We start from the raw sequence: 23,447 nt of genomic DNA, 5'->3' as shown, positions 1-23,447 counted from the left end.
ACTTTATTCGTTGTAATGTAAAAAATAAGGTCTAAGTTTAGTTTTTTTCCTAGAAAAATAATACATTTACTACTGCTATCCTGAATTTATTCTAAATTTAAATGTTATGAAACTAAACTGTGTTGTTGTAGATGATAGTTCTATACAGAGGACAATTATTGCAAAATTAGTTAATAATCACCCAGGTTTGCACTTAATCGGGGACTTTTCTAATGCAATAGAAGCAAAAAGTTGTATCTCTTTAAATAATATCGATCTGATTTTTCTAGATATTGAAATGCCTGTTATCAATGGTTTTGATTTCCTTGACGGACTAAAATCTAAGCCTCAGATTATATTTATTACTTCTAAAGCCGAGTATGCCTTAAAAGCTTTCGACTATGATGCTACTGATTATCTTCAGAAGCCCATTGCCGTTGACCGTTTTAATGCTTCCGTAAAAAGAGCAATCGACATGCATCTGCTTAAAAAAGAAGTAAAAGAGGAAGAAGGCGAACATATCTTTATTAAAAGTAATCTTAAAAAGCTTAAAATTTTCACGTCGAAAATTAAGTGGATTGAAGCTTTTGGAGATTACGTAAGAGTAGTCACAGAAGACGACAGCAACTTAGTTCTTTCGACAATGAAATCTTTTGAAAATGATTTATCAAAAGACAAATTTATTCGTGTTCACAAGTCCTATATTATTAATATAGACAAAGTAGAACGCTTTAACAGTAAATTTGCTGAAATTGGAATCACAAAAATTCCATTAAGCCGAAACAAAAAAGAAGATTTAGTTAAAGCATTGTCAACTTCGTCGTAATTAATAAAAATCGACGTTGGCAATTACTTTTATAGCCCTATACTGAGCAACAGCTTCAAAACTATTCAACATTTTCTGAATAGTTTTTTTTGTGCCTCCTAAATTCAGGTTTTGCGGAATTTTAATCAAAATCGTTCTGATATATTCATTTCTGATTCTACTAATTGCTGGTTCTTCAGGACCTAAAACCGGCATATTTAAATTCTGACTCAAAACCTGATACAACCACATTGATCCTTCTTTCAATTTTTCAAAATCTTTGTGCTTTAAAGTCAGCTTTATAATTCTGAAATAAGGCGGGTATTTATAAATTTGTCGGTCATATAATTGCTCCTTATACATACCTATATAATTATGTGTTGTAACCTGCTGAATTGTATTATGATTTGGATTGTAAGTTTGAATCACAACTTTACCCTGCTTTTCTGACCTTCCGGCTCTTCCTGCCACCTGTGTCATCATCTGAAAACTGCGTTCGAAAGCTCTGAAATCAGGATGATGCAACATATTATCGGCATTCATAATCCCAACCAGACTTACATTATCAAAATCTAAGCCTTTAGCCAGCATCTGTGTACCAACTAAAATATCAATTTCTCTATTTTTAAAGGTGTCTATAATTTTCTCAAAACCAAATTTACCTCTTGTTGTATCCTGATCCATTCTTCCGGTTTTAGCTTTCGGAAAAAGAGAAATTAATTCCTGTTCGATTTGCTCTGTGCCGAAACCTTTTGTGGTTAAATCAATACTTGAACAACTATGGCAATGCGTTGGTTTAGCAATTGAATACCCACAATAATGACATCTCAATTGATTTTTATGTTTATGAAAAGTCAAACTTACATCACATTGCTGACAATGCGGAACATGACCGCAAGTCATACATTCTATTATAGGAGAATAACCTCTTCTGTTTTGAAACAAAATCACTTGTTCGCCCAAAGACAAAGCTTCTGCAATTTCTTCTATTAAAAGATCGCTAAAATGGCCCGTCATCCTTTTTCTGAAATGCTTGTCTTTTAAATCAACCAAAACAACTTCAGGCATTCGAACATTGTTATAACGTTCCGTAATCGTAACTAAACCAAATTTTTCAATTTGTGTATTAAAATAGGTTTCAATACTTGGAGTTGCTGATCCTAAAAGTACTTTTGCATTATGAAAATTAGCCAGAACAATTGCTGAGTCGCGGGCATGGTATCTCGGCGCCGGATCTGTTTGTTTAAAAGTCTGCTCGTGCTCTTCATCAACTATCAATAATCCCAGATCATTAAAAGGCAAAAATAAAGCCGACCTTGCTCCTATTACAATTTGAGCTTTAGCTGAATTTTCAAGTGTTTGTTTCCAAACTTCTACTCTTTCATTGTTACTGTATTTCGAATGAAAAACAGCTACCTTATCTCCAAAATGATTTCTAAGACGAGAAACTAACTGAGTTGTCAAAGCAATTTCAGGCAATAAATACAAAACTTGTTTTCCCGTTTCTAAATATTCTTCAATTAACTTAATGTATATTTCCGTTTTACCGCTTGATGTAACTCCATGAAGCAGACAAACTTCTTTTTCTACTAAACTTTTTTTAATTTCATTGAAAGCCGTTTCTTGTGCATCACTTAATTGTAATTGTTTTTCTGAAGCTTTTCCATCAAAAGAAACCCTATCGTGTTGCAGATAATATTCTTCAAAAATTTCTTTTTCAATTAATGTTTTTACAATCGTGGAAGTTGAATTTGAAACTTCAGTCAATTTCTTAACTGTAATAGGTTTCTTTTCTGAAGCAGTAATTTGAAAATAAGCCAGAACAATTTCCTTTTGTTTATTGGATCTTTTTAGGAATTCTAATAATTCATTTAACCCATTATCCGATTCGTATTTTGAATGCAATTTTACATATCGAACCAGTTTTGGTTTGTAACTTTCTTTTATTTCTTCTTCTAAAACAATGATATCCTTTTCCATTAATTTTTGAAGAACTGGAAGAATATTTTTTTTGTTTAAAATCGAAATAATCTCCTGAACCTTTAGAGAACTTTGTTGCTGCAAGGCTTCATAAACCAAAAATTCTTCATCCGAAAGCTCATTTTGATTCACGACAACATCTACTTTATGCGAAATAATCGTTTCACTTTCAAGTAACAACCCACTCGGAAAAGCACCACGATATACATCTCCAATACCACACATATAATAATTAGCAATCCAAAGCCAGTGTTTAATCTGAGTTTCGGTAGCAATTGGTCTTTCGTCTAATATCTGATGAATTTCTTTGGCATCATACAAACTTGGTTCATTCTGATGCATATCAATTACCAAAGCCGTATAAATTTTACTTTTACCAAAAGGCACTGCCACCCGCATTCCTTTTTTAATAAAATGGAATTCAGTCTCAGAAACACGATAAGTAAAGGTTTTAGCTAAGGAAAGTGGTAAAATAACTTCGACAAAAAACATGCGATTTTTTTATTGGTTTGAGAGAATTACTTTTTATTCGAAATTTTTTCAGCATTATATTCCTGAACCAATTTCAAAGTATGTTTTAAAGATGTTAGGTCTTTCCAATCATCGTGACCTGTAATAATAAATTTAGGATTCATAAATTTAGACTGCACTTTTTCAATCGATTTTTCCCACTCTTTCACATCGGCATCTCCTAAATATCCCAAATCTTTTGCTTCAGCACTTTTGATAAAACAACCTCCGTAAAGCACTTTTTCTTTATCAAACCAAACCACAATATTGTCTGGCGCATGCCCTTTTCCAGGATAATAAACCTGAAAAGTATGCTGCCCAACTGTAAATGTAGTATCATTTGGTATTACAAATTCAGCCCCATTTTGATCTTTCTCTTTAAGGATTTTGTCCGTTGCTTTTATAGTATATGTTTTAATTCCTTTTTGTTTGTAAAAGCCCAAACCTCCTGCACGATCATCATGAGAGTGCGTTGCAAAACACATAATAACATCCTTATTATGACGTACCTTAATTGTATCTAATAAAGGTTGGAACTGTGTTTGATCCCAAGGAGCATCAAACAACACAACACCTTTATCTGTAACAAGATATAATGCATTGGCAGAAATCAAAGTTCCTTTGTAATCATGAAATGTCTTATAAACATAAAAGTCACCTGTAAGATGACTTATTTGTAATGGCGAATTCTTAGATTGTCCAAAACTATTGGATAGTATCGCTAAGAATAAAATTATCGAAGCTAATTTTCGCATATTCTTTTTATTTCACTCGCGTCCAGTATTGTGTTCTTCCCATGATAGAAATCCCAACATAACCACGAAGTTTTAATTTATCAGCAGATTCTAATTCAATATAACATTTGTATTTTTTACCATTTGTTGGATCTAAGATTGACCCTCCATTGTATTCAGAACCATCTTTTTTAAGTCCGTTAATGATAACCATACCTAAAATTGGTTTGTTTTTTTCTGCACCTTCACATTTAGTGCATACATCTTTTTTGTGATCAGCACGAAGTATTTCTACGACCTTACCGTATATTTTTCCTGATTTTTCGTAAACTTCTACTACTGATTTTGCTTCACCAGTTTCATCATCAATGGTTTTCCACTTTCCAATAACGCTTTGACCTTGCATTGTACTTAATGTCAAGAAAAAAACACCAATTGCTAACATCCAATTTTTCATATTATTTATTTTTTTTTTGTTTTAATTTTCTGATAGAAGCATTCAATTCGAACCCTAAAAGCAGAATCATACAGTTGATCCAAATGTAAAACATTAGAATTAATAATGTCCCAATTGAACCATAAAGTTCGTTATATTTTGAGAATTTTATAACCCAAATCCCAAAAAAGAACGAAGATATAACAATTAAGATCGTTGTAAAAACAGATCCTATGCTAATAAAAGGCACTTTGTTATACTGTTTTGTACCATAACGTAATAATATTGAAGATGTTATAAGAATCATTAAAATAACGAACAAATATCTCCCTAAAATAATGAGCGGAATACGATCACTCAACACATCCTGAATGATTGTTTTTTGAATAAATACCTCAAAAACGACAATTGTAGCTACGGTAACAAACAATATAATTGTCATGATGAGCGAAATAGCCAACGCTACTAAATACTGACTAAACCATCCGCGTTTATCAAAAACATGTTTAGAAGACTCAAAACCACTTAAGATACCGTTAATACCATTTGCCATCAAAAAAATCGAAAGCAAAAATCCCGAAGAAAGTAATCCGGAGTGACTATTATTTAAGATATCGCTGATGATTTTGCTAATAGCATCATAAGTATTTGGAGGAACTCCTTGTTGCACAAATTGAAGAAAATCATCCTGAAACCCCTCAATTGGAATAAACGGAATTAAGTTCAAAATAAATAACGCAAAAGGAAACAAAGCCATAAAAAAACTAAAAGAAACCGCGCTCGCATGATACGAAAAAGCTCCTTCAAGAATTCCAAGTATATACATTTCTAATAAATCGTATAATGAGAATCCTTCCAGCCATGGGAATTTTATTCTCTTAAAAAGACGAGCTACAGAACGCACAACCGGGACTTTTTCAATCCGATCTTCAATTTCTTGAGACATATATTTTTAGATTTTTAGACTGCTTAGATTGGTAGACTTCTTAGATTTTTGGATTGTTTAGATTAAAGCATTCTGTGCCATGTCAAACAATTAACCATTAACAATTACTAATTAATTTAAAAAGCTTTCAAGCTCAAATCCATATTATAAATTGAATGTGTCAATGCGCCAGAAGAAATATAATTTACACCACAAAGTCCGTATTCACGAATGGTTTTTTCATTGATATTTCCAGACGATTCTGTTTGGCATTTTTTACCAATTAAAGCCACTGCTTTTTTAGTATCTTCGTAATTGAAGTTATCGATCAAAATTCTATGAACACCATCACTTAACAGAATTTCGCGAATTTCATCTAAATTTCTTGCTTCAACTATGATCTTTAAATCCAGATTATTAGCTTTCAAATACTCTTTTGTTTTCTTTATGGCAAGTGTAATTCCGCCAGCAAAATCAATATGATTGTCTTTCAGCATAATCATATCATATAAAGCGTAACGATGATTTTCTCCTCCTCCTATTTTCACTGCCCATTTCTCCGCTACTCTAAAATTTGGAGTTGTTTTACGCGTATCTAATATTTTAGCGCCCGTCCCTTCTAAAAGCTGCATTAACTGACTGGTTTTGGTAGCAATCGCAGACATACGTTGCATGGTATTCAAAACCACTCTTTCCGACTTTAAAATAGACTGAGAACTTCCTGAAACTTCAAAAACGACATCGCCATATTCTACGTGCGTTCCGTCTTCTATAAAAGTCTTTATTTTTAATTTTGGATCTACATATTCAAAAATCATTTTTGCCAATGCGACACCGGCAATAATTCCCTGATCTTTTACCAATAATTTAGCTTGTCCGTGTGCCGTATCAGGAATACAAGCCAATGAACTATAATCTCCCGGGCCTACATCTTCTCGAATTGCATTACTGATCAATAATTGTAATTCGGTTTGAAATTGTGCTTCGCTAATCATTTTTCTTAAATTTTATAAGATGCTAAAGTAGGACTTATTTTGGGGATTTGAAAGCCCCTTTAACACGAAAAGTCAATTAGTATCTTAATTATCTCTTTTTATTTACCATGAAGATATTAAGAAAAACTACCCTTTTCTCTTTAATAAAAGTTAATGTCTTAATGTTCAAATATTTTTATTTTTTGTTCGCCACTAATAAAGAACATTAAATATCTTTGAAGTTCATTCAAATAAAATCATGGGATTAATTAAAGATATTTACTCGGTTTCTTTTTACGAAAAATTTGGTCAGGCTGTCGCCGAAGTACATCCAGCTTTCAACAAACAAAAATTTATTGAAGCCATTTACGAAGGCGATTTTGCGCAAAAAGAATGGAAAGACCGTATGAAACACACTACTGTTGTCTTACATCAATTTATGCCCGAGAATTTTACTGAAGCTGTTTTTTTAATTGACAAAATCATTCAAAACTTAAAGAAAAACAGTTTTACAGATGGCAATCTGGCCTTCATTTTCTTTGCCGATTATATAGAAAAATATGGTTTGGATGATTTTAAAACTTCGGCGAAAGCCTTTGTTTCTATAACACAATTTATTAGTTGTGAATTTGCTGTTCGTCCTTTCATTTTAAAATACAAAGAAAAGATGATTGATGAAATGACAAAATGGTCGTTGCATGAAGATCATCATGTTCGCAGATTAGCCAGCGAAGGAAGCCGACCAAGATTACCCTGGGCAATTGCTATTCCCTTCTTAAAAAAAGATCCTACTTCAATTTTACCTATTTTAGAAAATCTAAAAAATGATCCCTCAGAATATGTTCGTCGAAGTGTCGCCAATAATTTAAATGATATTGTAAAAGATAATCCGGAAATTGTACTTGAAATTGCTCAAAAATGGAAAGGCATCAGCAAGGAAACAGATGCAATTATAAAACACGGCTGTCGTACTTTATTAAAACAAGGTCATCCTGAAATTCTGAGTCATTATGGTTTGGAAAGCACTAATATTGAACTTTCAAATTTCGAAATCAAAACGTCAAAAGTCAAAATTGGAGATTATTTACAGTTTCAATTTCATTTAAACAATAAAAATGACGAAGCTAAAACCATTCGTTTAGAATACGCAGTTCATTACAAAAAATCAAAAGGTCATTTGGCTAAAAAAGTCTTTAAAATAAGTGAAAAAATCTATCAGCCACATCAATTGACTAAAGTCGAAAGAAATCAATCTTTTAAACTGATTACGACTCGTGTTTTTCATACGGGAATGCATCAATTGTCGATTATTATTAATGGAACAGAAAGTGAGGCGTTGGAGTTTGAATTAGTTAAATAATTTCAATGCGCTAGTAATACTTACTCCATAGGAGTATCATGTTTATAGCGAAGAGAAAACGTGCAAAAAAAAAGCTCCAGCGGAGCGATATCTTATCACAATTATTTCGGCCCGCTGGGGCTGTTGCAATCTGGTATCTAAATTTTCTATAAACATTTCGTCTCTCCGAGACTTTTCGTGGATAAATTAAAATTTAATCAACACCATAAAAACAAACTCAACCATTTTCCCTACTTTTATAAATACAAAAGAAATCTTAATCTAAATTAAGTTACAGATCGCAGTTACCACTGTAATTTTGTTTTCAAATTAAATATAACCATGTCAAATATCAGTTTAATTATCGAAGAACGTGCTGCCAATATTGGCAATTTTATGGTAGGCAGATTATTGCCTTTCCGTGAAAAACGAGCTGTCGGACCATTTGTATTTATCGATCATATGGGGCCTGCTCATTTAAGTGATCATGAAAATATGGATGTTCCTCCTCATCCGCATATTGGCCTTTCAACCTTAACTTTTTTATTTGAAGGAAGCATCATGCACCGTGATAGTTTGGGAACCGAATTAGAAATAAAACCAGGTGCCGTAAACTGGATGACGGCCGGAAAAGGAATTGTACATTCTGAAAGAACGCCCGAGTATTTAAGACATTCTGACAAAATGCTGCACGGTTTACAAATTTGGGTGGCGCTTCCGAAAGAATTGGAGCAAATGGATCCAAATTTTACTCATGTAGAAGCAGATGATATTCCGAAATGGGAAAAAGATGGTGTTTCTTATAAACTAATTGCCGGAGAAGCTTTTGGTAAAAAATCGCCAGTTCCGGTTTATAGTCCGCTTTATTTTATTGAGATTAAAAGTACGGAGGCGCAGAAAATCAATATCGGAAAAGATTTGTTCGGCGAAAGTGGATTGTATATTTTGGAAGGTAGCATTAAAAGTGGCGAACATATTTACGATCCCAAACAGATTCTGATTACCAACGACAGTACTTTATGTGAGTTTGAAATCGCAGAAAACAGTACTGTTTATATTTTTGGTGGACAACCGTTTCCTGAAGAACATTTTATCTTTTGGAATTTTGTTTCTTCGGATAAAGAATTACTCGAAAAAGCAAAAAAAGACTGGACAGAACAAACTTTCCCGAAAGTTCCGGGCGAAACCGAATTTGTGCCTTTACCTGAACCAAGAATCAAATAACATTATGGATACAATCTCAGCAAAAATAGATACACGTTTGTATCGAACAGAAGTAAAATCAGCGAGTGATAATGTTTTAATATCTGATGAACCCCAAGAATTGGGCGGTAAAAATTTAGGTCTAAATCCGACAGAACTTCTGGCTGCATCATTGGCTTCCTGCACCGTAATTACTTTGCGAATGTATATCAACCGCAAACAATGGAACGTATCAGAAATAAACGTCAAAATTGATTTTGAAAGAGATTCTGAGCGAAGTGTATCCGTTTTCACAAGAAAAATAGAAGTAATTGGAGAAGTCGACGAAACACAAAGACAAAGATTAGAAACCATTGCCAACAGCTGTCCAATTCATAAAACACTTACCCATTCAATAGAAATTAAAACCACATTAATATAACTTATCATGGAAATAAATCAAATCAACGATATAAGAAAAGGCTATTTTGAAGCTATAGAAGACGGAAAAGAAGCCGGGAAAATGACCTATACCTGGGCAGGAGATTCAAAATTCATTATTGATCACACCGAAGTAAATGAAGGATTCAACGGAAAAGGTGTTGGCAAAAAACTGGTAATGAAAGCCGTAGAATATGCCAGAAATAATAACCTGAAAATTATTCCGCTTTGTCCTTTTGCAAAAAGTGTTTTTGATAAGACGGAGGAAATTCGTGATGTACTTTTTTCTTGAGGTACAGAGGCTCAAAGCAACAAGGTTCAAAGGTTTTATAGAGACGTACTTTTGTGCGTCTTTTTTAATTAATTATCGAAAGATTTTTTCTAAAACTTTGTCCCTTTGCTCCTCTGAACCTTTGAACCTTTAAAAACAAAATTTTCAAATCTCCTCGAAAAGCCTTACATTTGCATGTAATTTAAACTTAGAGTATGACGAGGATAATTACACTTTTCTGTATTTTTATAGCGCAAATCGGCTTTTCTCAAACGGCTGGCGACTATTTAGAAAAAATCAGAAACAACGAAGCTCTCTTAACAGCTTTTTTTCAACAAATGCCTAAAGGAGGCGATTTACACCATCATTTTTCGGGATCAATTTATGCAGAACCTCTTTTGGAAAGAGCTATTGCAGAAGATTTTTATTTGAATTTAGAAACCATGGCAGTCGCTAAAACAAAACCTTCAAACGGCAATTGGCAAACTTTCTCTTCTCTTAAAAACGAAGGAAAATTACCTTTCTATCAACAACAAGTAATGCAAACCTGGTCGGCTAAGGATTATAACGGCGTTTCGGTTCCTTCCGACGATTTGTTTTTTGACTCTTTTCAAAAATTCGAGCCTACTATCCAGGGGCATTTTGCAGAAGGAATGCTTGAATTAAAAAAACGCGCTCTTTCAGAAAATGTAAGTTACATCGAAACACAATTATCTACGATTCCGTGTGATATGAATGTTTCAGATTTAACTGATTTCAATTCAAAACTACGTCAGGCTTTTGTTCAAAAAGATGAAAAAGCGGTAATGAAACTTTTAGACGAATTGTACAAAGCGATTCAGCAGAAAGATGCTAAAAAATATGCGGCTGATTTCAATACTAATTTCATAGCAAAACTACACAAAGACTTAAAAATTGATGACGATAAATTTACGATGCGCTATCAAAACTTTGTGCTTCGTTTTATGGATCCGGTTGATTTATTCAAAAATCTGACAATTGCTTTTATCTCAGCAAATGACAGTAAATTAGTTGCGGGCGTAAACATCGTTTCTCCAGAGCATGGCGAAAATTCCATGAAAGATTATTGGTTACATATGTTGATGTTTAAATATTGTCACGCTAAATTTCCGGATGTAAAATACACACTGCATGCGGGCGAACTGACTTTAGGTTTGGTTCAGCCAGAAGATTTGACATGGCATATTAATGATGCAATTCACGTTGCAGGCGCGAACAGAATTGGTCACGGAGTTGACATTGCGTACGAACAAAACTCATATGATTTATTGCGTTATATGGCGAAAAATAATATTCCGATTGAGATTAATTTGGCGAGTAACGAATTCATTTTAAAAGTAAAAGGCGGTCGTCATCCGTTTACGCTTTACAAAGAATTTAATGTGCCAATTGTAATCAGTACAGACGACGCAGGAATTTTAAGAACCAATATGACGGAACAATATGTTTTACTAGCCAAAAGATATCCTGATGTTTCGTACACAACTATAAAACAATACGTTTACAACAGTATCAATTATAGTTTTATTCAGGATACATCGGTAAAAAAACAATTATTGAAAGATTTGGATGCGAGATTTAAAACTTTTGAAGACAAATTTTCTAAAAACTAACGAAACCTAACAGGTTTTAAAAACCTGTTAGGTTTGCTCAACATTAAACTATGATTCTAGAAGCCGATAAATTGCCCACAAATTTTACGGATCGAAAAGATTCACACAGATTTTTAATTTGTCTAAATTCGTGCAATTAGTAGCAAAAAAACAACACAATGAACATCAAACTTATCGCCATAGGCAAAACCGACAATAAATCGTTGCAGACTTTAATCGACGATTATACTAAACGTTTGTCGTTTTATATCAAATTTGATTTGGAGATTATTCCGGATATCAAAAACGTGAAGAATTTATCTGAAAGTCAGCAAAAGGAAAAAGAAGGCGAATTGATTTTATCAAAACTTTCTCCTACTGATCAATTGATTTTATTGGATGAAAATGGGAAAAATTTCTCTAGCGTTGGTTTTTCTGAAGAATTACAAAAGAAGATGAACTCCGGAATTAAAACACTGGTCTTTGTAATAGGTGGTCCATACGGATTTTCAGAAACGGTTTACAGCAAAGCGCAGGGAAAAATTTCGCTTTCGCTGATGACGTTTTCGCATCAAATGGTTCGTTTATTTTTTATCGAACAATTGTATCGCGGGTTTACGATTTTACGAAATGAACCTTATCATCATCAGTAGACTTTTGTCTCAGTTTTTTTTTGTTTCAGGTTTTAAGTTTTTAGTGGATATACTCCTCTTCTTCACTTATAAAAACAAATGGGATCTTTTTGTCAATTATAGTTTTTACCAGGATTTTACATTGAATATAATCTCCATAAAGCATCTTTTTATCGTATGAAAATATAATTTCAGCTTTCGGATTTATAACCAGGCTATCCAAAAAAGGTTCCAGATTATTTTTCGGAAAATCATACGTTTTTCTGCCTCTGTATTCTATCATTCCATTTTTCCTGAAATACAATTGACTGGTATTTTTGCTAACAGACTCCATTTTATAATACACTTTCGTGAAAGGCAAAAAAGCTAAATTCTTTCCGATGGAATCTGCAAAGGAATAATAATTTTCAGCTTTTTCATTTTTATGAGCGCTGTCTCCTCGCTTTTTTTCCTGCAGTTTCATTACTTCTGGAATTACCAATTTTAAAGGCAAACGTTTGTCAATATTGAAAATCCAATTGGTGGATATAATGCTGTTTTTTCTGTTTACTTCTGCAATAGTGTCTTTGCCTTCGGTTTTGAAGAAGATGTAAATTGGCGAATGATCCTGAATATCTTTTACAATTGAAACATTAGCTTTTGGGAGCAAGACATCTTTTTTTTCTTCACATGAAAAAAGAAGGAAAGCGATAACAAATGTCAAGTATCTCATATTTTATTTATTTTTAAACTAGGCTTTTACAAATTCATTTTCCCAAACAAAGTAACACATTCCACAGCTTCTTTTACATCATGCACACGCAAAATTTTTGCGCCTTTTGTCAATGCAATTGTATTAACAACCGTCGTTCCATTTAAAGCTTCTTGTGCTGAATTACCAAGCGTTTTATAAATCATTGATTTTCTTGAAACTCCCGCCAAAACAGGCAAATCCAACAAACTAAAAAGCTCCATTTTTTGCAAAACTTCATAATTCTGATCTGTTGTTTTGGCAAAACCGAAACCTGGATCGAGAATCAAATCATTAATTCCGAGGCTACGCGCCTTTTTAACTTTTTCAGAAAAATAGAAAAGCATTTCTTTTACAATATCGTCATATTGCGTCAAAGTCTGCATGGTTTGTGGATTTCCACGCATGTGCATCATAATATACGGAACATTGTATGCTGCAATTACATCAAACATTTTAGCATCTAATTCTCCGGCGGCAATGTCATTTATAATCGCTGCACCGCTTTCTATACTTGCTTTCGCTACTTCGGCTCTAAAAGTATCTATCGATAATAAAGCTTCCGGAAAATGTTTTAAAATCAATTCAATTACGGGAACAATGCGCTCTATTTCTTCGGTTTCGGTCACAAATTCAGCACTTGGTTTGCTTGAATAAGCACCAATATCTATAAATGTTGCACCTTCGGAAAGCATTTTATCTACTTGCGAGATTATCTCCTCTTCATTTTTATACTTTCCTCCATCGAAAAAGGAATTTGGCGTCACATTCAAAATCCCCATTACTTTAGGAATTGACAAATTAATAAGTTGACCTTTGCAGTTAATTAACATTTTGTTTCAAGTTTTATTTGTTTCAAGTTTCAAGTTCTCAAAGATTGCGTAAGTTTCAGAACTTGAAACTTGAAACCTGAAACTTGAAACATCATTTTTTTAGTTTCAAATTATCCCATTAACACTTTGTTTAGAAAAAACTTGAAACAAAGAAAACATGAAACTTGAATCTCTTGAAAAATTCCTTATTTTTGAAGAAATTTTAGCAAATATACAGCAATAAATGAAGAATACTTCCCTTGAATTTGATAATGTAATTACGGTTTGCCGCACACTATATATCAACAAAATGAAAGATTATGGCAGTGCATGGAGAATTTTAAGACTGCCTTCGCTAACCGATCAGATATTCATAAAAGCACAAAGAATCAGAAGTTTACAGGAAAATGAAATCCGTAAAGTAGATGAAGATGAAAAAGGAGAATTCATCGGAATCATCAACTATTCTATCATGGCTTTGATTCAGTTAGAATTGGGCGTTGCTGAACAACCTGATCTTGATGTAGAAAAAGCAACAGAATTATACGACGCTAAAATTAAACTGACTAAAGAATTAATGGAAGCCAAAAACCATGATTATGGCGAGGCATGGCGTGATATGCGTGTGAGTTCCTTAACTGATTTGATTCTGCAAAAAATACTTCGCGTGAAACAAATTGAAGATAACAAAGGTAAAACTTTAGTTTCTGAAGGCATTGACGCTAATTATCAGGATATGATTAATTATGCTGTTTTTGCACTAATTCTTGAGCCTATAAACAAATAAAATTCCAAAAAATAAATTACAAATTCCAATCCTAATCTTTGAAATTTGGTCCCGATACCCATCGGGCGGAATTTAAATTAAACCTATATTATGAAAAACATCATTACTCAATTCTCCCGAATATTCGTCGGCGTATTATTTATCATTTCAGGATTAATAAAACTAAATGATCCGGTTGGTTTCTCTTACAAACTGGCTGAATATTTTAGCGAGCCGGTTTTTAATATGCCTTTTTTAGAGCCATTCGCTTTAGGATTAGCTATCTTTTTATTAATTCTGGAAGTAGTTTTAGGTGTAATGTTATTAGTGGGTTATAAAGCAAAAACGACAATATGGGCTTTATTACTTTTAATTGTTTTCTTTACCTTCCTTACCTTCTACTCGGCTTATTTTGATGTTGTAAAAGATTGTGGTTGCTTTGGAGATGCTTTGCATTTAACGCCTTGGCAATCATTCACTAAAGATATTGTTTTATTATTCTTTATCTTGATTTTATTCTTCAATCAAAAATTAATAAAACCGTTATTTTCAACTCCACAAACCAATTTTGCAGTGTATGTCAGCGTTGTTTTGTGTGCTTTTATGGCCGTTTGGGTTTTAAATCACAATCCGATAAAAGATTTCCGTCCTTATAAAGTGGGAACTAATATTGAGAAAGGAATGGAAATTCCGGAAGGTGCTCCAAAGTCTGTAGTTGAAATGATTTTCATCTACAAAGTAAATGGTGTTGACAAGGAATTTGGTGAAAAAGATTTAGCAAATATTCCTGCTGGCGCCACTTTTGTAGATAGAAAAGACAAAGTCATTACGGAAGGTTATGTTCCGCCAATTCATGATTTCACCATGACAAAAGATGATTCTGACTATAAAGCAGAACTTTTAAAAGAGCCTAAATTATTGCTTTTCGTTACGTACGATTTGACCTTATCGGAACCGGCTGGAATGAAAAAGTTAGAAGCTTTAAACAAGGAAGCAAAAGCTAAAGGTTACAAAGTTGTTGCTATGACAGCTTCAGGAGCTGATGAAATTGCAAAAGCGAAAAAAGAATACGGCTTAAATGTTGATTTTTATTTTTGTGATGCAACAGCTTTAAAAACAATTGAAAGAGCAAATCCAAGTATAGTTGTTTTACACAACGGAACGGTAATTCAGAAAGTTCATTACAATGATATTGGAGATTTGAAATTGTAGAAATCTGCGAAATAAAAATAAAAAATCGGTATGCTATAAATAATTTAGTTTACCGATTTTTTTATTAAAATCTGACGTTTTTTAGTTCTTTAAATCCTTCCTAAAACAAAAAAACAGTTCCAAATTTTAGTTCCTAAAAAAATGATTCCCCGTTTTTTTCATTTTTCAGACGTACTATTACGATTTCAATCGCTTTTTTCTAACCGAAAATTTCAGTTTTGTTACAAAATAAACGACTCTTCAAATTTTGTTAATCTCCATTTGGCATTCAATTTGTTTGTTTAACTTTGTTGAGAACCTTAATTTATGAAATTGCTCTGATTTGAATTTGCAGATTCAGTTCAGAAAAGACAATTTATAATATTTTAAACCATTATTATAATTATGAAACAAATAGCTCTAGTTGTTATTGCATTGATTACTTTTTCATGTTCACAAGCACAGAAAACAAGTTTTTCTAAAGAAGCTTTATCTGAAAAATTATTAACAGTTGATGGAGGTCAGACTTCTTTCAAAAACATTTTAAAAAAATACAAAGGAAAAACTTTGGTTATTGAAGTTTGGGCTTCATGGTGTAGCGATTGCGTAAAAGCAATGCCAAAAGTAAAAGAATTACAAGCTAACAATCCCGACGTTTCTTATTTATTCCTTTCTGCTGATAAAACAGCTGAAAAATGGAAAATCGGAATTGAAAAACACGAATTAAAAGGCGATCATTTTATGATGAACGACGGAATGAAAGGTGTTTTTGGAAAAGCAATTGACTTAGACTGGATTCCGAGATATATTATCATCGACAAAACAGGAAAAATCGTTTTATACCGTGCTATAGAAACTGATTTTGATAAAATCAACGAAACACTAAAAAGCTTAAAACAAGCTTAATCAGTTGCACAAATTACAACAAAAAAACAAAAATAAAAAGAATAATAAAAACTACCAAAATGAGAAAAAAGATTGTTGCAGGAAACTGGAAAATGCATAAAAATGCCGCACAAACTGAAGAATTATTAAGTGAGTTAATTACAAAAATACCAGCACAAACTACTGCTCAGGTTATTGTAGCTCCAACTTTTGTAAACTTACAAGCAGCTGTTGCTAAAGTTAAAAATACGACAATTGGGGTTTCTGCTCAAAACGTTCACCAAGCTGAAGGCGGCGCTTTTACAGGGGAAATTTCTGCTGATATGTTAACTAGTATTGGTGTGAACACTGTAATTCTTGGTCACTCTGAGCGTCGTGCAATTTTCCATGAAACAGATGCATTAATCGCAAGTAAAGTGGATACTGCTTTGAAACATGATATGACTGTAATTTTCTGCTTTGGAGAAGAATTAAAAGATCGTCAATCAGGAAATCACTTCAACATTGTAGAGAATCAGTTGCGTGACGGATTATTCCACATTGCAAAAGAATCTTGGGCAAATGTTGTTTTAGCGTATGAGCCGGTTTGGGCAATTGGAACTGGAGAAACTGCTTCACCAGAACAAGCTCAGGAAATGCACGAATTCATTAGAGAAGTTGTTCGTAAAGCATTTGGTGCTGATATCGCTGACGAAGTTTCTATTTTATACGGTGGTTCTGTAAAACCAGACAACGCAAAAGAAATTTTCTCTAAACCAGACGTAGACGGTGGTTTAATTGGAGGAGCTGCTTTAAAAGCAGATGATTTCCTTGCAATTGTTACAGCAATCTAATTTTAGATTTTAGATTTTAGATTTTATAATCTTACTTATATAAAAAAGCGTTCGCTGTGCGAACGCTTTTTTTGTGCTTTAATTTATTCTTAAATTAAAAATGTTCTACCAGATTTATAAGCAACTTCTGCATTCTATTGTTACCTTTGCAAAAAAATTATTTATGTCAAATATATATTTAGGATATCATTTTACGATTGAGCCGAAAGAACCGGGATCAGAAATTTTAATTGCTGAATTAGGCGAAAAAGCGTTTGAAACTTTTACAGAAACGGAGAACGGAATTTCTGCTTATGTGAAGAAAGATCTATGGGATGAAAACATTCTGGATGACATTTATATTTTACAGTCTGAAGAATTTAAAATTGAATATACTGTTGAAGAAATCGATCAGGTAAACTGGAACGAAGAATGGGAAAAGAATTTTGAAGCGATTGATGTAGACGGAAAATGCCATGTTCGTGCTCCTTTTCATCCAAAAACAGATGCCGAGTTTGATATCGTAATCGAACCAAAAATGAGTTTTGGAACAGGTCATCACGAAACTACACACATGATGATTCAGCATTTATTAGAAATGGATGTTAAAGGTTTAAAAACTTTAGACATGGGTTGCGGAACTGCAATTTTAGCCATTCTAGCTGAAATGAAAGGCGCTCAGCCAATTGATGCCATTGACATTGACAATTGGTGTTATTTGAATTCTATAGAAAATGCCGAACGCAATAACTGCAAACACATCACCGTTTATGAAGGCGATGCAGCTTTATTGGCCGGTAAAAAATATGATCTTATTATTGCTAACATCAACAGAAATATCTTGTTGAATGATATGCAAAGTTATGTAGACTGTTTAAATAAAGATGGGATCATTTTATTTAGTGGTTTTTATGAAGAAGATATTCCTTTTATTGATGCTTCGTGCACTGAAAAAGGGTTGACATATGTTAAAAAATTTCAAAGAAACAACTGGGTTTCATTAAAATACGTAAATTAGTTTTAGTAATTACAACAGTACAAAAACCTAAAAACATGAGTACTAAAGAAAAAGTAAGAGAAAGAGTTCAGGTAAAAGAAGCAGTTGGTTTCAATAACGAAATCATTGTTTATAACGACGACGTAAACACTTTTGATCACGTAATTGACACTTTAATGCGTGTTTGCAGTCACACGGCTGAACAAGCAGAACAATGTTCCTTAATTGTACATTACAATGGAAAATGCACTGTAAAAACAGGGCCAATAGACAAACTTAAACCTCAATGTACACAACTTTTGGAAGCTGGACTTAGCGCCGAAATTGTTTAATTGTAAATAATTTAAAAAACATTCTATTTTATTCTATATTTGGAATAAAATAGAATGTTTTTTTATGGAAGAATACGGAAAAATATTAATTATCGCCACACCTATTTTCTTGGTGTTAATTATAATTGAAAAAATTTACGGCATCTATAAAAAAGAAGACACTGCACCATTGATAGACAGCGTATCGAGTATCAGCTCTGGAATTACCAACTCGGTGAAAGATGTTTTAGGCTTAAGCCTTACTTTTATTTCATACGAATGGCTGGTTTCTAATATTGCTTTTTATCATCTTGAAGCCAATGTCCTCTCCTATTGCATTGCTTTTTTCGTTATCGATTTTTATGGATATTGGAGCCATAGATGGGCACATCAAATTAATTTCTTTTGGAACAAACATGCCATTCATCATAGCAGTGAAGAGTTTAATTTAGCCTGCGCCTTACGTCAGCCCATTTCAAGTTTAGCAAACTTATTTACTTTTTTATTGATTCCGGCAGCATTATTAGGCGTTCCCGCTTCTGTAATTGCTATTACTTTACCACTGCATTTATTTCTGCAATTTTGGTATCATACAAAGCACATTAAAAAAATGGGGGTTCTTGAAAATATTCTGGTCACTCCTTCTCACCATCGTGTTCATCATGCCATAAATCCGGAATATCTGGATAAAAATCATTCGCAAATCTTTATTTTTTGGGATAAACTTTTTGGTACTTTTCAAGCTGAACTTGATGATGTTCCACCTGTTTTTGGCATCACGAGACCAGCACATACCTGGAATCCGATTAAGATTAATTTTCAGCATCTCACTTTATTAATTAAAGATGCGTGGCGTGCAGACAACTGGAAGGATAAGCTTACTATCTGGTTTAAACCAACCGGATGGCGTCCTGCAAATTTTGAAGAAAAATACCCTGTACACAAAATTGAGAATGTTTATGATTTTCAAAAATATGGGACACAAAACTCTCAAAAGCTTATTTACTGGTCGGTTGCTCAAGTCTTAATAACGCTTTTATTTGTTACTTATTTGTTTGATAATATTGCCAAAATTGGACTGCCTAATATCTTTATTTATGGCTTTTTTATTCTAATAACTATTTACAGTTATTGTGAATTGATGGATAAAAATAAATATGCCATTTTTTGGGAAGGATTGCGTTTTAGTATAGCTATTGCCATTATCACGTATTACGGAGATTGGTTTGGCTTAAACCAGATTTTTCCTTTCTCCAATTATATTATTTTAGGTTACTTAAGCCTGTCATTTCTGACTTACGCTTATTTCATTACAAAAGATTTTAAAACTACTCAAAACCAATTAATAAATTCATAACCCCCAATTATGAGAAATTCCACCATTTTTAAAACGTACGTTGCTTTTAGCGTACTCTACCTAATTATTTTACTTGCCGGATATGAAACTTTAGATCTCTTTTTAAAACCAATTTTAATTCCGTTATTGGCTTTTGGAACTTACTTTTATCGCAGTTTCCCAACTAAAAAAGCACTTCTGGCGGCTTTATTGTTTTCATGGATTGGAGATGTGATTTTACTTTTTGCGGATATCGCTGAAATTTATTTTATACTTGGCCTAGTTTCTTTTCTAACAGCGCATATTATTTATTGCGTCCTGTTTAACAAGCAAATAAAAGCCCGAGTTCATAAAAATAAAATTGCTTTCGGAATTGGAAGTCTTCTTGTCGCATTCTATCTGATCGGAATGCTTTTGGTTCTATTACCTTCTTTAGGTGATTTAAAACTACCTGTTATTATTTACGCTAGTGTAATCTCCATCATGCTTTTATTCGCTTTTAACGGATTTTTAGTTTGGGAAAAACCAGGAAATAAATACATTTTTGTGGGAGCAATTGTCTTTGTAATTTCAGATAGTATTTTGGCAATTAACAAATTCTATGCACCAATCGAAAGAAGTTCCTTTTTTATTATGCTGACTTATCTTGTGGCACAATATCTGATTGTAGTTGGAATATTAAAACTGAATCCCAAAAAGGCAGAATAGCTTATTATGGCACACGGATTGAACAGGTTTTCACTGGTTTTTTAAATCTTTTAATCCTTTAATCTATGGCAAAAACTATTTTACTCTTTACATTTGTAAGACCAATACTCTTAAACCATGAAAAAAATAGCTTTTTTTATCATTTTACTCATTACTGCAACCTCTTGCGTGAGTTCAAAATCCACTTTAAAAAATGTTGATGATAATGCTCCTGATTTAATTTTGAAGAAAGACAATACTTTTGCGATAACACTTTTCAGCAAAGACAAAAAATATGGTTACGATCCTGATTATCCAGTGAATATTTTTTACCGAAATACCCGAGATGAAGCTTTGAACGAAACTCGTTTTCTAAACGCTCTTGCCGGTCCAAATGGTGAAAAAATAACATATAAAAGATTAGAAACCTGTTGTCCTTTTCCAACCAAAAGAAGTGATATGGGAGCTGGCTTTTTAAATGTATATGAATTGACCTGGCCAGGACAAAAGAAACCTATTAAGCTTTATTTGAATGTATATGAAAAAGGAATTTTGATGGTTCCGATGGGATTGAGCTTGAAGAAGGAATAGAAATTACTAAAAAGACAAAAAATAAAAATGAGCATTTTCAATCAAATATTAGAAAGATCAAAATTAAATAAAGAATTAATAGGAGTTTGGAAATATCGCGACGATGATAAGTTCTGGTGTGGTTATGTTATTGATTTTAATGAAACTCTAATCAAAATTCAGCATTATACAAGTTTCGGAAAACCTGACGGACAAATCATAGCTCAGATTTCAGCAATTCAAAATGTTGATTTTAATGATGATTATGCAAAGGCTATGCAAGTCGTTATTGATTATTCGAAAGAGTTAGAAAAAGAAGAAAAAATTAATATTGCTATTTCTGATAATGATAATTGGGATTATGAAATTATCAAACAAATGGAAGGCAATTTGGATATTATTACAAGTATTGAAATTAATAACTCTGACTATTTTTCGGGATTTGTTATTGAAGTTTCAGAAAGCGACTTTATTTTAAATTGTGTTGGTAAACTAGGCCAGGATGAGGGACCGGTAGTTTATAAAATTGAAGATGTTACTGGTTTTAGAATAAATGATATTGATAATCGAAAAAGGGCAATGTTGTATAAATGGAGGAAATCTAGTCTTTAAATATCCTTGCAACCAATTATAACTCAATGCAATTCATATTCTGATTAAATGAAAAGAAAAATACTTGTAAGTATAGTATTAATAGTATCGACTCTTTTAGTAGTAATCGTTTCTGGATTATATTCAATGGAAATTGAAGATCATTACGGCGATTTGCAACAGATTTATTTTGATTCAAAAAGTGGTGATATCATTGTAAACAGGCAAACTCAAAAGTTTGGTGTCATTACAAAAAATTGGAAAAGGGCTGATGTAATTACAAAAGAAAATGACAATTTAGATTTATATGAATTAGTTTATATAAATCAGATAGAAAATAAATATGAAGTTTTCAGAAGTGAAAAGGAATTAAAAATTAAGGAATTGACATTTGATAAAATAGTTGAACTTAAAGAGAAAAAATTGCTAGAAACCGTAATAAAAAACTAATTTATGTTAGGACTACTATCTCTAATCTTAATGATACTACCTTTATTGTTTCAATTTGTATATGGAACAAAAGCCATTCGAAAAACTACGCCGATGACGTTTGGAAAAGTGTCTTTGACAAGTTTCATTTTGCAAATACTTTTTTCAAGTGCTATTTTTGGCGTTGCTTATTATAATTTTTCAAAATATTTTGATGAGCATCCAGACAAAGCCAGATGTCTGACTCCTATAGCGGGTCTTATATTTCTTCTACTATTTTTGACTATTGTGTTATTAGTGACTATTGCCGTACAATATTTTATAAAACAGCGAAAGCTAATAAGCTAAGCCCACATAAATTGTAATGAAAACAAAATCAGCTTTTATAATTTTCACCCTTTTATCACTGGCAGTATTTCCTTATTACATTGCTATTCTAACTATAAATTCTGATTTTTTCTATTCGATAATTCCGGGATGGCATACTACTATTATTCCAGGTCAAATAATTATAAATTTGATCAAATTTATAATTTTAAGTATTGTAACATTTCACTATTGGAAGCTTTCAAAATTAACTAAAGAGATTAGTTATAAGAAATTCTTAATCCATTTTTCGTTAACTTTTCCTGGAGTATTATTTGGTAAAATAAATCTTTATGACCTGCTTAACTTCCATTCCGTTGATCCGGACCACTTTATTAATCAGATTTATATCGTCGTCTATTTTCATATTTTTATGGATATTTTATTTTTTATCGGACAAATTCTATTTTGGATTTTTTATGTTAGATATAAGAGAACACGAGCCTTTCAATAACAATGACAAAGCAAAAAAATAAATAATAAATGAATCCAAAAGAGTTTATCATCCGAAGAGGCATTACAGACAACTATCCTCGAAAACTAATCTTAGAGCAAAACCAAATAAAATTTGATAGTAAAGATTTAAAAAATGATTCCTTTATCACTTTTCAAAAAGATGAAATAGCTGAATATAATTTTGGAGTAAAATTCATGAGATATAAATTCGTTTTCGGAAGAGAATATGTTATATCGATTCGTAGTAATGATAATCAAATTATTAAGATCAATTTTAAAACTTATTTTGGCAGAAAGAAAGATGAATATAATAAACTTTGCAATGAAATTTTAGACTCTTTATGGGACCTTTATTTTGGAGAAATTGCTAGCACCTATATTCAAAAACATGAATTAGGTGAAGAAATTCAAATTGGTGAAGTCACTCTCACTAAAGATGGCTTAACTATTCTTAGCACTGCCTCTTTGAAATCAAAAAATGAATTTATTCCTTGGAAGAAAGTTAGAACCAGAAGTTATACTACTTATTTTGCTATTTATTCTAAAGATGATGCAGTGAACATAAATCGTGGTTATAGCTATTTGAACGATTGGAATACTAATGTTTTACATAGCGTAATTAAAACTCTTTTAAAAAGAAAAGAAATTGAGAATGATTAAAGTTTTATTGAATTAAAAGTAGAATAA

27 protein-coding genes are annotated in these 23,447 nt (G+C 32.4%); 20 read left to right on the top strand and 7 right to left on the bottom strand.

The annotated features are described in order from the left end of the window. Positions 1 to 106: 106 nt before the first annotated feature. Positions 107 to 805 carry a LytTR family DNA-binding domain-containing protein gene (locus IRZ99_RS02070; protein ID WP_072971141.1) on the top strand — a complete coding sequence of 233 codons (699 nt, stop codon included), beginning with the start codon at positions 107 to 109 and terminating at the stop codon, positions 803 to 805. Here IRZ99_RS02070 and priA read toward each other — a convergent pair whose 3' ends face one another. The 5 genes from priA to nadC form a co-directional block, all read right to left on the bottom strand. Continuing rightward, the gene (gene priA, locus IRZ99_RS02065; RefSeq protein ID WP_194655685.1) at positions 806 to 3,256 is read right to left on the bottom strand and encodes a primosomal protein N'; all 2,451 of its coding nucleotides are present in this window, start codon (positions 3,254 to 3,256) and stop codon (positions 806 to 808) included. It lies immediately after the preceding gene. A gap of 26 nt (positions 3,257 to 3,282) precedes the next feature. Continuing rightward, entirely contained in the window at positions 3,283 to 4,029 is a 747-nt protein-coding gene (gene bla-B1-FLAV / locus IRZ99_RS02060; protein WP_194655684.1) for a subclass B1 metallo-beta-lactamase, read from the bottom strand. A gap of 7 nt (positions 4,030 to 4,036) precedes the next feature. Beyond that, positions 4,037 to 4,465 (bottom strand): DUF2147 domain-containing protein, encoded by a 429-nt coding sequence (locus IRZ99_RS02055; protein WP_194655683.1) that lies wholly within the window; start codon positions 4,463 to 4,465, stop codon positions 4,037 to 4,039. A gap of 1 nt (position 4,466) precedes the next feature. Continuing rightward, on the bottom strand, positions 4,467 to 5,390 hold the full coding sequence (locus IRZ99_RS02050) for a YihY/virulence factor BrkB family protein (RefSeq protein WP_194655682.1): 924 nt from the start codon (positions 5,388 to 5,390) through the stop codon (positions 4,467 to 4,469). Between the two features lie 116 nt (positions 5,391 to 5,506). Next, positions 5,507 to 6,364: a carboxylating nicotinate-nucleotide diphosphorylase gene (gene nadC / locus IRZ99_RS02045; protein ID WP_194655681.1), complete on the bottom strand. Its 858-nt coding sequence runs from the start codon at positions 6,362 to 6,364 to the stop codon at positions 5,507 to 5,509. A 238-nt stretch (positions 6,365 to 6,602) separates the two neighbouring features. Between nadC and IRZ99_RS02040 the strand changes: the two genes are divergently transcribed. The 6 genes from IRZ99_RS02040 (at position 6,603) to rlmH (ending at position 11,842) form a co-directional block, all read left to right on the top strand. After that, the gene (locus tag IRZ99_RS02040; protein WP_194655680.1) at positions 6,603 to 7,703 is read left to right on the top strand and encodes a DNA alkylation repair protein; all 1,101 of its coding nucleotides are present in this window, start codon (positions 6,603 to 6,605) and stop codon (positions 7,701 to 7,703) included. Positions 7,704 to 8,024: 321 nt separating this feature from the next. After that, positions 8,025 to 8,906 (top strand): pirin family protein, encoded by an 882-nt coding sequence (locus IRZ99_RS02035; RefSeq protein ID WP_194655679.1) that lies wholly within the window; start codon positions 8,025 to 8,027, stop codon positions 8,904 to 8,906. 4 nt (positions 8,907 to 8,910) lie between these two features. Beyond that, positions 8,911 to 9,306 carry an OsmC family protein gene (locus tag IRZ99_RS02030; RefSeq protein ID WP_072971149.1) on the top strand — a complete coding sequence of 132 codons (396 nt, stop codon included), beginning with the start codon at positions 8,911 to 8,913 and terminating at the stop codon, positions 9,304 to 9,306. 6 nt (positions 9,307 to 9,312) lie between these two features. Further along, positions 9,313 to 9,597: a GNAT family N-acetyltransferase gene (locus tag IRZ99_RS02025; RefSeq protein ID WP_026982297.1), complete on the top strand. Its 285-nt coding sequence runs from the start codon at positions 9,313 to 9,315 to the stop codon at positions 9,595 to 9,597. Between the two features lie 194 nt (positions 9,598 to 9,791). Further along, on the top strand, positions 9,792 to 11,210 hold the full coding sequence (locus tag IRZ99_RS02020; protein ID WP_194655678.1) for an adenosine deaminase: 1,419 nt from the start codon (positions 9,792 to 9,794) through the stop codon (positions 11,208 to 11,210). Between the two features lie 158 nt (positions 11,211 to 11,368). Next, a complete protein-coding gene (rlmH, locus tag IRZ99_RS02015; RefSeq protein ID WP_194655677.1) occupies positions 11,369 to 11,842 on the top strand; it encodes a 23S rRNA (pseudouridine(1915)-N(3))-methyltransferase RlmH in 474 nt (157 codons plus the stop codon). Positions 11,843 to 11,882: 40 nt separating this feature from the next. Here the strand turns inward: rlmH and IRZ99_RS02010 are convergent, their stop codons facing one another. After that, positions 11,883 to 12,533, bottom strand: a complete 651-nt coding sequence (locus IRZ99_RS02010; RefSeq protein WP_194655676.1) for a hypothetical protein — start codon at positions 12,531 to 12,533, stop codon at positions 11,883 to 11,885. Between the two features lie 26 nt (positions 12,534 to 12,559). Further along, a complete protein-coding gene (gene folP / locus IRZ99_RS02005; protein WP_194655675.1) occupies positions 12,560 to 13,384 on the bottom strand; it encodes a dihydropteroate synthase in 825 nt (274 codons plus the stop codon). Positions 13,385 to 13,607: 223 nt separating this feature from the next. On the opposite strand from folP, the gene IRZ99_RS02000 reads away from it, so the two are divergent. The 13 genes from IRZ99_RS02000 (at position 13,608) to IRZ99_RS01940 (ending at position 23,420) form a co-directional block, all read left to right on the top strand. Continuing rightward, positions 13,608 to 14,150, top strand: a complete 543-nt coding sequence (locus tag IRZ99_RS02000) for a DUF1599 domain-containing protein (protein WP_072971155.1) — start codon at positions 13,608 to 13,610, stop codon at positions 14,148 to 14,150. 90 nt (positions 14,151 to 14,240) lie between these two features. Continuing rightward, positions 14,241 to 15,341, top strand: a complete 1,101-nt coding sequence (locus IRZ99_RS01995) for a BT_3928 family protein (RefSeq protein ID WP_194655674.1) — start codon at positions 14,241 to 14,243, stop codon at positions 15,339 to 15,341. Between the two features lie 384 nt (positions 15,342 to 15,725). After that, on the top strand, positions 15,726 to 16,226 hold the full coding sequence (locus tag IRZ99_RS01990) for a TlpA disulfide reductase family protein (protein WP_194655673.1): 501 nt from the start codon (positions 15,726 to 15,728) through the stop codon (positions 16,224 to 16,226). 59 nt (positions 16,227 to 16,285) lie between these two features. After that, a complete protein-coding gene (tpiA, locus tag IRZ99_RS01985) occupies positions 16,286 to 17,038 on the top strand; it encodes a triose-phosphate isomerase (RefSeq protein ID WP_194655672.1) in 753 nt (250 codons plus the stop codon). A 163-nt stretch (positions 17,039 to 17,201) separates the two neighbouring features. Beyond that, positions 17,202 to 18,035 (top strand): 50S ribosomal protein L11 methyltransferase, encoded by an 834-nt coding sequence (prmA, locus tag IRZ99_RS01980; protein ID WP_194655671.1) that lies wholly within the window; start codon positions 17,202 to 17,204, stop codon positions 18,033 to 18,035. A 35-nt stretch (positions 18,036 to 18,070) separates the two neighbouring features. Further along, a complete protein-coding gene (locus IRZ99_RS01975) occupies positions 18,071 to 18,346 on the top strand; it encodes an ATP-dependent Clp protease adaptor ClpS (RefSeq protein WP_194655670.1) in 276 nt (91 codons plus the stop codon). Positions 18,347 to 18,410: 64 nt separating this feature from the next. Then, complete coding sequence (locus IRZ99_RS01970) at positions 18,411 to 19,682, top strand: sterol desaturase family protein (RefSeq protein ID WP_194655669.1); 1,272 nt, start codon at positions 18,411 to 18,413, stop codon at positions 19,680 to 19,682. A gap of 9 nt (positions 19,683 to 19,691) precedes the next feature. Continuing rightward, the gene (locus IRZ99_RS01965; protein ID WP_194655668.1) at positions 19,692 to 20,369 is read left to right on the top strand and encodes a lysoplasmalogenase; all 678 of its coding nucleotides are present in this window, start codon (positions 19,692 to 19,694) and stop codon (positions 20,367 to 20,369) included. A 117-nt stretch (positions 20,370 to 20,486) separates the two neighbouring features. Next, complete coding sequence (locus IRZ99_RS01960) at positions 20,487 to 20,939, top strand: 2-dehydro-3-deoxyphosphooctonate aldolase (protein ID WP_194655667.1); 453 nt, start codon at positions 20,487 to 20,489, stop codon at positions 20,937 to 20,939. Positions 20,940 to 20,966: 27 nt separating this feature from the next. Next, positions 20,967 to 21,530: a hypothetical protein gene (locus IRZ99_RS01955; protein WP_194655666.1), complete on the top strand. Its 564-nt coding sequence runs from the start codon at positions 20,967 to 20,969 to the stop codon at positions 21,528 to 21,530. 48 nt (positions 21,531 to 21,578) lie between these two features. Next, positions 21,579 to 21,959 carry a hypothetical protein gene (locus tag IRZ99_RS01950; RefSeq protein WP_194655665.1) on the top strand — a complete coding sequence of 127 codons (381 nt, stop codon included), beginning with the start codon at positions 21,579 to 21,581 and terminating at the stop codon, positions 21,957 to 21,959. A gap of 3 nt (positions 21,960 to 21,962) precedes the next feature. After that, entirely contained in the window at positions 21,963 to 22,286 is a 324-nt protein-coding gene (locus IRZ99_RS01945) for a hypothetical protein (RefSeq protein ID WP_194655664.1), read from the top strand. 501 nt (positions 22,287 to 22,787) lie between these two features. Beyond that, positions 22,788 to 23,420 carry a hypothetical protein gene (locus IRZ99_RS01940; RefSeq protein ID WP_194655663.1) on the top strand — a complete coding sequence of 211 codons (633 nt, stop codon included), beginning with the start codon at positions 22,788 to 22,790 and terminating at the stop codon, positions 23,418 to 23,420. Positions 23,421 to 23,447 lie beyond the last annotated feature (27 nt).

Source organism: Flavobacterium sp. LC2016-12, assembly GCF_015351595.1.
Classification (GTDB): domain Bacteria; phylum Bacteroidota; class Bacteroidia; order Flavobacteriales; family Flavobacteriaceae; genus Flavobacterium.
The sequence above is the reverse complement of the archived record's forward strand: the minus strand, read 5'-3'. Positions and strand labels throughout refer to the sequence as shown.

What these genes read in the sequence shown, in the direction of transcription:
- IRZ99_RS01990 (WP_194655673.1), top strand. Translation starts at nt 15,726, where the DNA reads ATGAAACAAATAGCTCTAGTTGTTATTGCATTGATTACTTTTTCATGT.
- IRZ99_RS02055 (WP_194655683.1), bottom strand. Translation starts at nt 4,465, where the DNA reads ATGAAAAATTGGATGTTAGCAATTGGTGTTTTTTTCTTGACATTAAGT.
- IRZ99_RS01965 (WP_194655668.1), top strand. Translation starts at nt 19,692, where the DNA reads ATGAGAAATTCCACCATTTTTAAAACGTACGTTGCTTTTAGCGTACTC.
- priA (WP_194655685.1), bottom strand. Translation starts at nt 3,256, where the DNA reads ATGTTTTTTGTCGAAGTTATTTTACCACTTTCCTTAGCTAAAACCTTT.
- tpiA (WP_194655672.1), top strand. Translation starts at nt 16,286, where the DNA reads ATGAGAAAAAAGATTGTTGCAGGAAACTGGAAAATGCATAAAAATGCC.
- IRZ99_RS02050 (WP_194655682.1), bottom strand. Translation starts at nt 5,390, where the DNA reads ATGTCTCAAGAAATTGAAGATCGGATTGAAAAAGTCCCGGTTGTGCGT.
- IRZ99_RS01945 (WP_194655664.1), top strand. Translation starts at nt 21,963, where the DNA reads ATGTTAGGACTACTATCTCTAATCTTAATGATACTACCTTTATTGTTT.
- IRZ99_RS01970 (WP_194655669.1), top strand. Translation starts at nt 18,411, where the DNA reads ATGGAAGAATACGGAAAAATATTAATTATCGCCACACCTATTTTCTTG.
- prmA (WP_194655671.1), top strand. Translation starts at nt 17,202, where the DNA reads ATGTCAAATATATATTTAGGATATCATTTTACGATTGAGCCGAAAGAA.
- folP (WP_194655675.1), bottom strand. Translation starts at nt 13,384, where the DNA reads ATGTTAATTAACTGCAAAGGTCAACTTATTAATTTGTCAATTCCTAAA.
- IRZ99_RS01975 (WP_194655670.1), top strand. Translation starts at nt 18,071, where the DNA reads ATGAGTACTAAAGAAAAAGTAAGAGAAAGAGTTCAGGTAAAAGAAGCA.
- IRZ99_RS01955 (WP_194655666.1), top strand. Translation starts at nt 20,967, where the DNA reads ATGAGCATTTTCAATCAAATATTAGAAAGATCAAAATTAAATAAAGAA.
- IRZ99_RS01940 (WP_194655663.1), top strand. Translation starts at nt 22,788, where the DNA reads ATGAATCCAAAAGAGTTTATCATCCGAAGAGGCATTACAGACAACTAT.
- IRZ99_RS02030 (WP_072971149.1), top strand. Translation starts at nt 8,911, where the DNA reads ATGGATACAATCTCAGCAAAAATAGATACACGTTTGTATCGAACAGAA.
- IRZ99_RS01950 (WP_194655665.1), top strand. Translation starts at nt 21,579, where the DNA reads ATGAAAAGAAAAATACTTGTAAGTATAGTATTAATAGTATCGACTCTT.
- nadC (WP_194655681.1), bottom strand. Translation starts at nt 6,364, where the DNA reads ATGATTAGCGAAGCACAATTTCAAACCGAATTACAATTATTGATCAGT.
- IRZ99_RS02010 (WP_194655676.1), bottom strand. Translation starts at nt 12,533, where the DNA reads ATGAGATACTTGACATTTGTTATCGCTTTCCTTCTTTTTTCATGTGAA.
- IRZ99_RS02020 (WP_194655678.1), top strand. Translation starts at nt 9,792, where the DNA reads ATGACGAGGATAATTACACTTTTCTGTATTTTTATAGCGCAAATCGGC.
- IRZ99_RS01960 (WP_194655667.1), top strand. Translation starts at nt 20,487, where the DNA reads ATGAAAAAAATAGCTTTTTTTATCATTTTACTCATTACTGCAACCTCT.
- IRZ99_RS02025 (WP_026982297.1), top strand. Translation starts at nt 9,313, where the DNA reads ATGGAAATAAATCAAATCAACGATATAAGAAAAGGCTATTTTGAAGCT.
- IRZ99_RS02000 (WP_072971155.1), top strand. Translation starts at nt 13,608, where the DNA reads ATGAAGAATACTTCCCTTGAATTTGATAATGTAATTACGGTTTGCCGC.
- bla-B1-FLAV (WP_194655684.1), bottom strand. Translation starts at nt 4,029, where the DNA reads ATGCGAAAATTAGCTTCGATAATTTTATTCTTAGCGATACTATCCAAT.
- IRZ99_RS02035 (WP_194655679.1), top strand. Translation starts at nt 8,025, where the DNA reads ATGTCAAATATCAGTTTAATTATCGAAGAACGTGCTGCCAATATTGGC.
- IRZ99_RS02040 (WP_194655680.1), top strand. Translation starts at nt 6,603, where the DNA reads ATGGGATTAATTAAAGATATTTACTCGGTTTCTTTTTACGAAAAATTT.
- IRZ99_RS01995 (WP_194655674.1), top strand. Translation starts at nt 14,241, where the DNA reads ATGAAAAACATCATTACTCAATTCTCCCGAATATTCGTCGGCGTATTA.
- IRZ99_RS02070 (WP_072971141.1), top strand. Translation starts at nt 107, where the DNA reads ATGAAACTAAACTGTGTTGTTGTAGATGATAGTTCTATACAGAGGACA.
- rlmH (WP_194655677.1), top strand. Translation starts at nt 11,369, where the DNA reads ATGAACATCAAACTTATCGCCATAGGCAAAACCGACAATAAATCGTTG.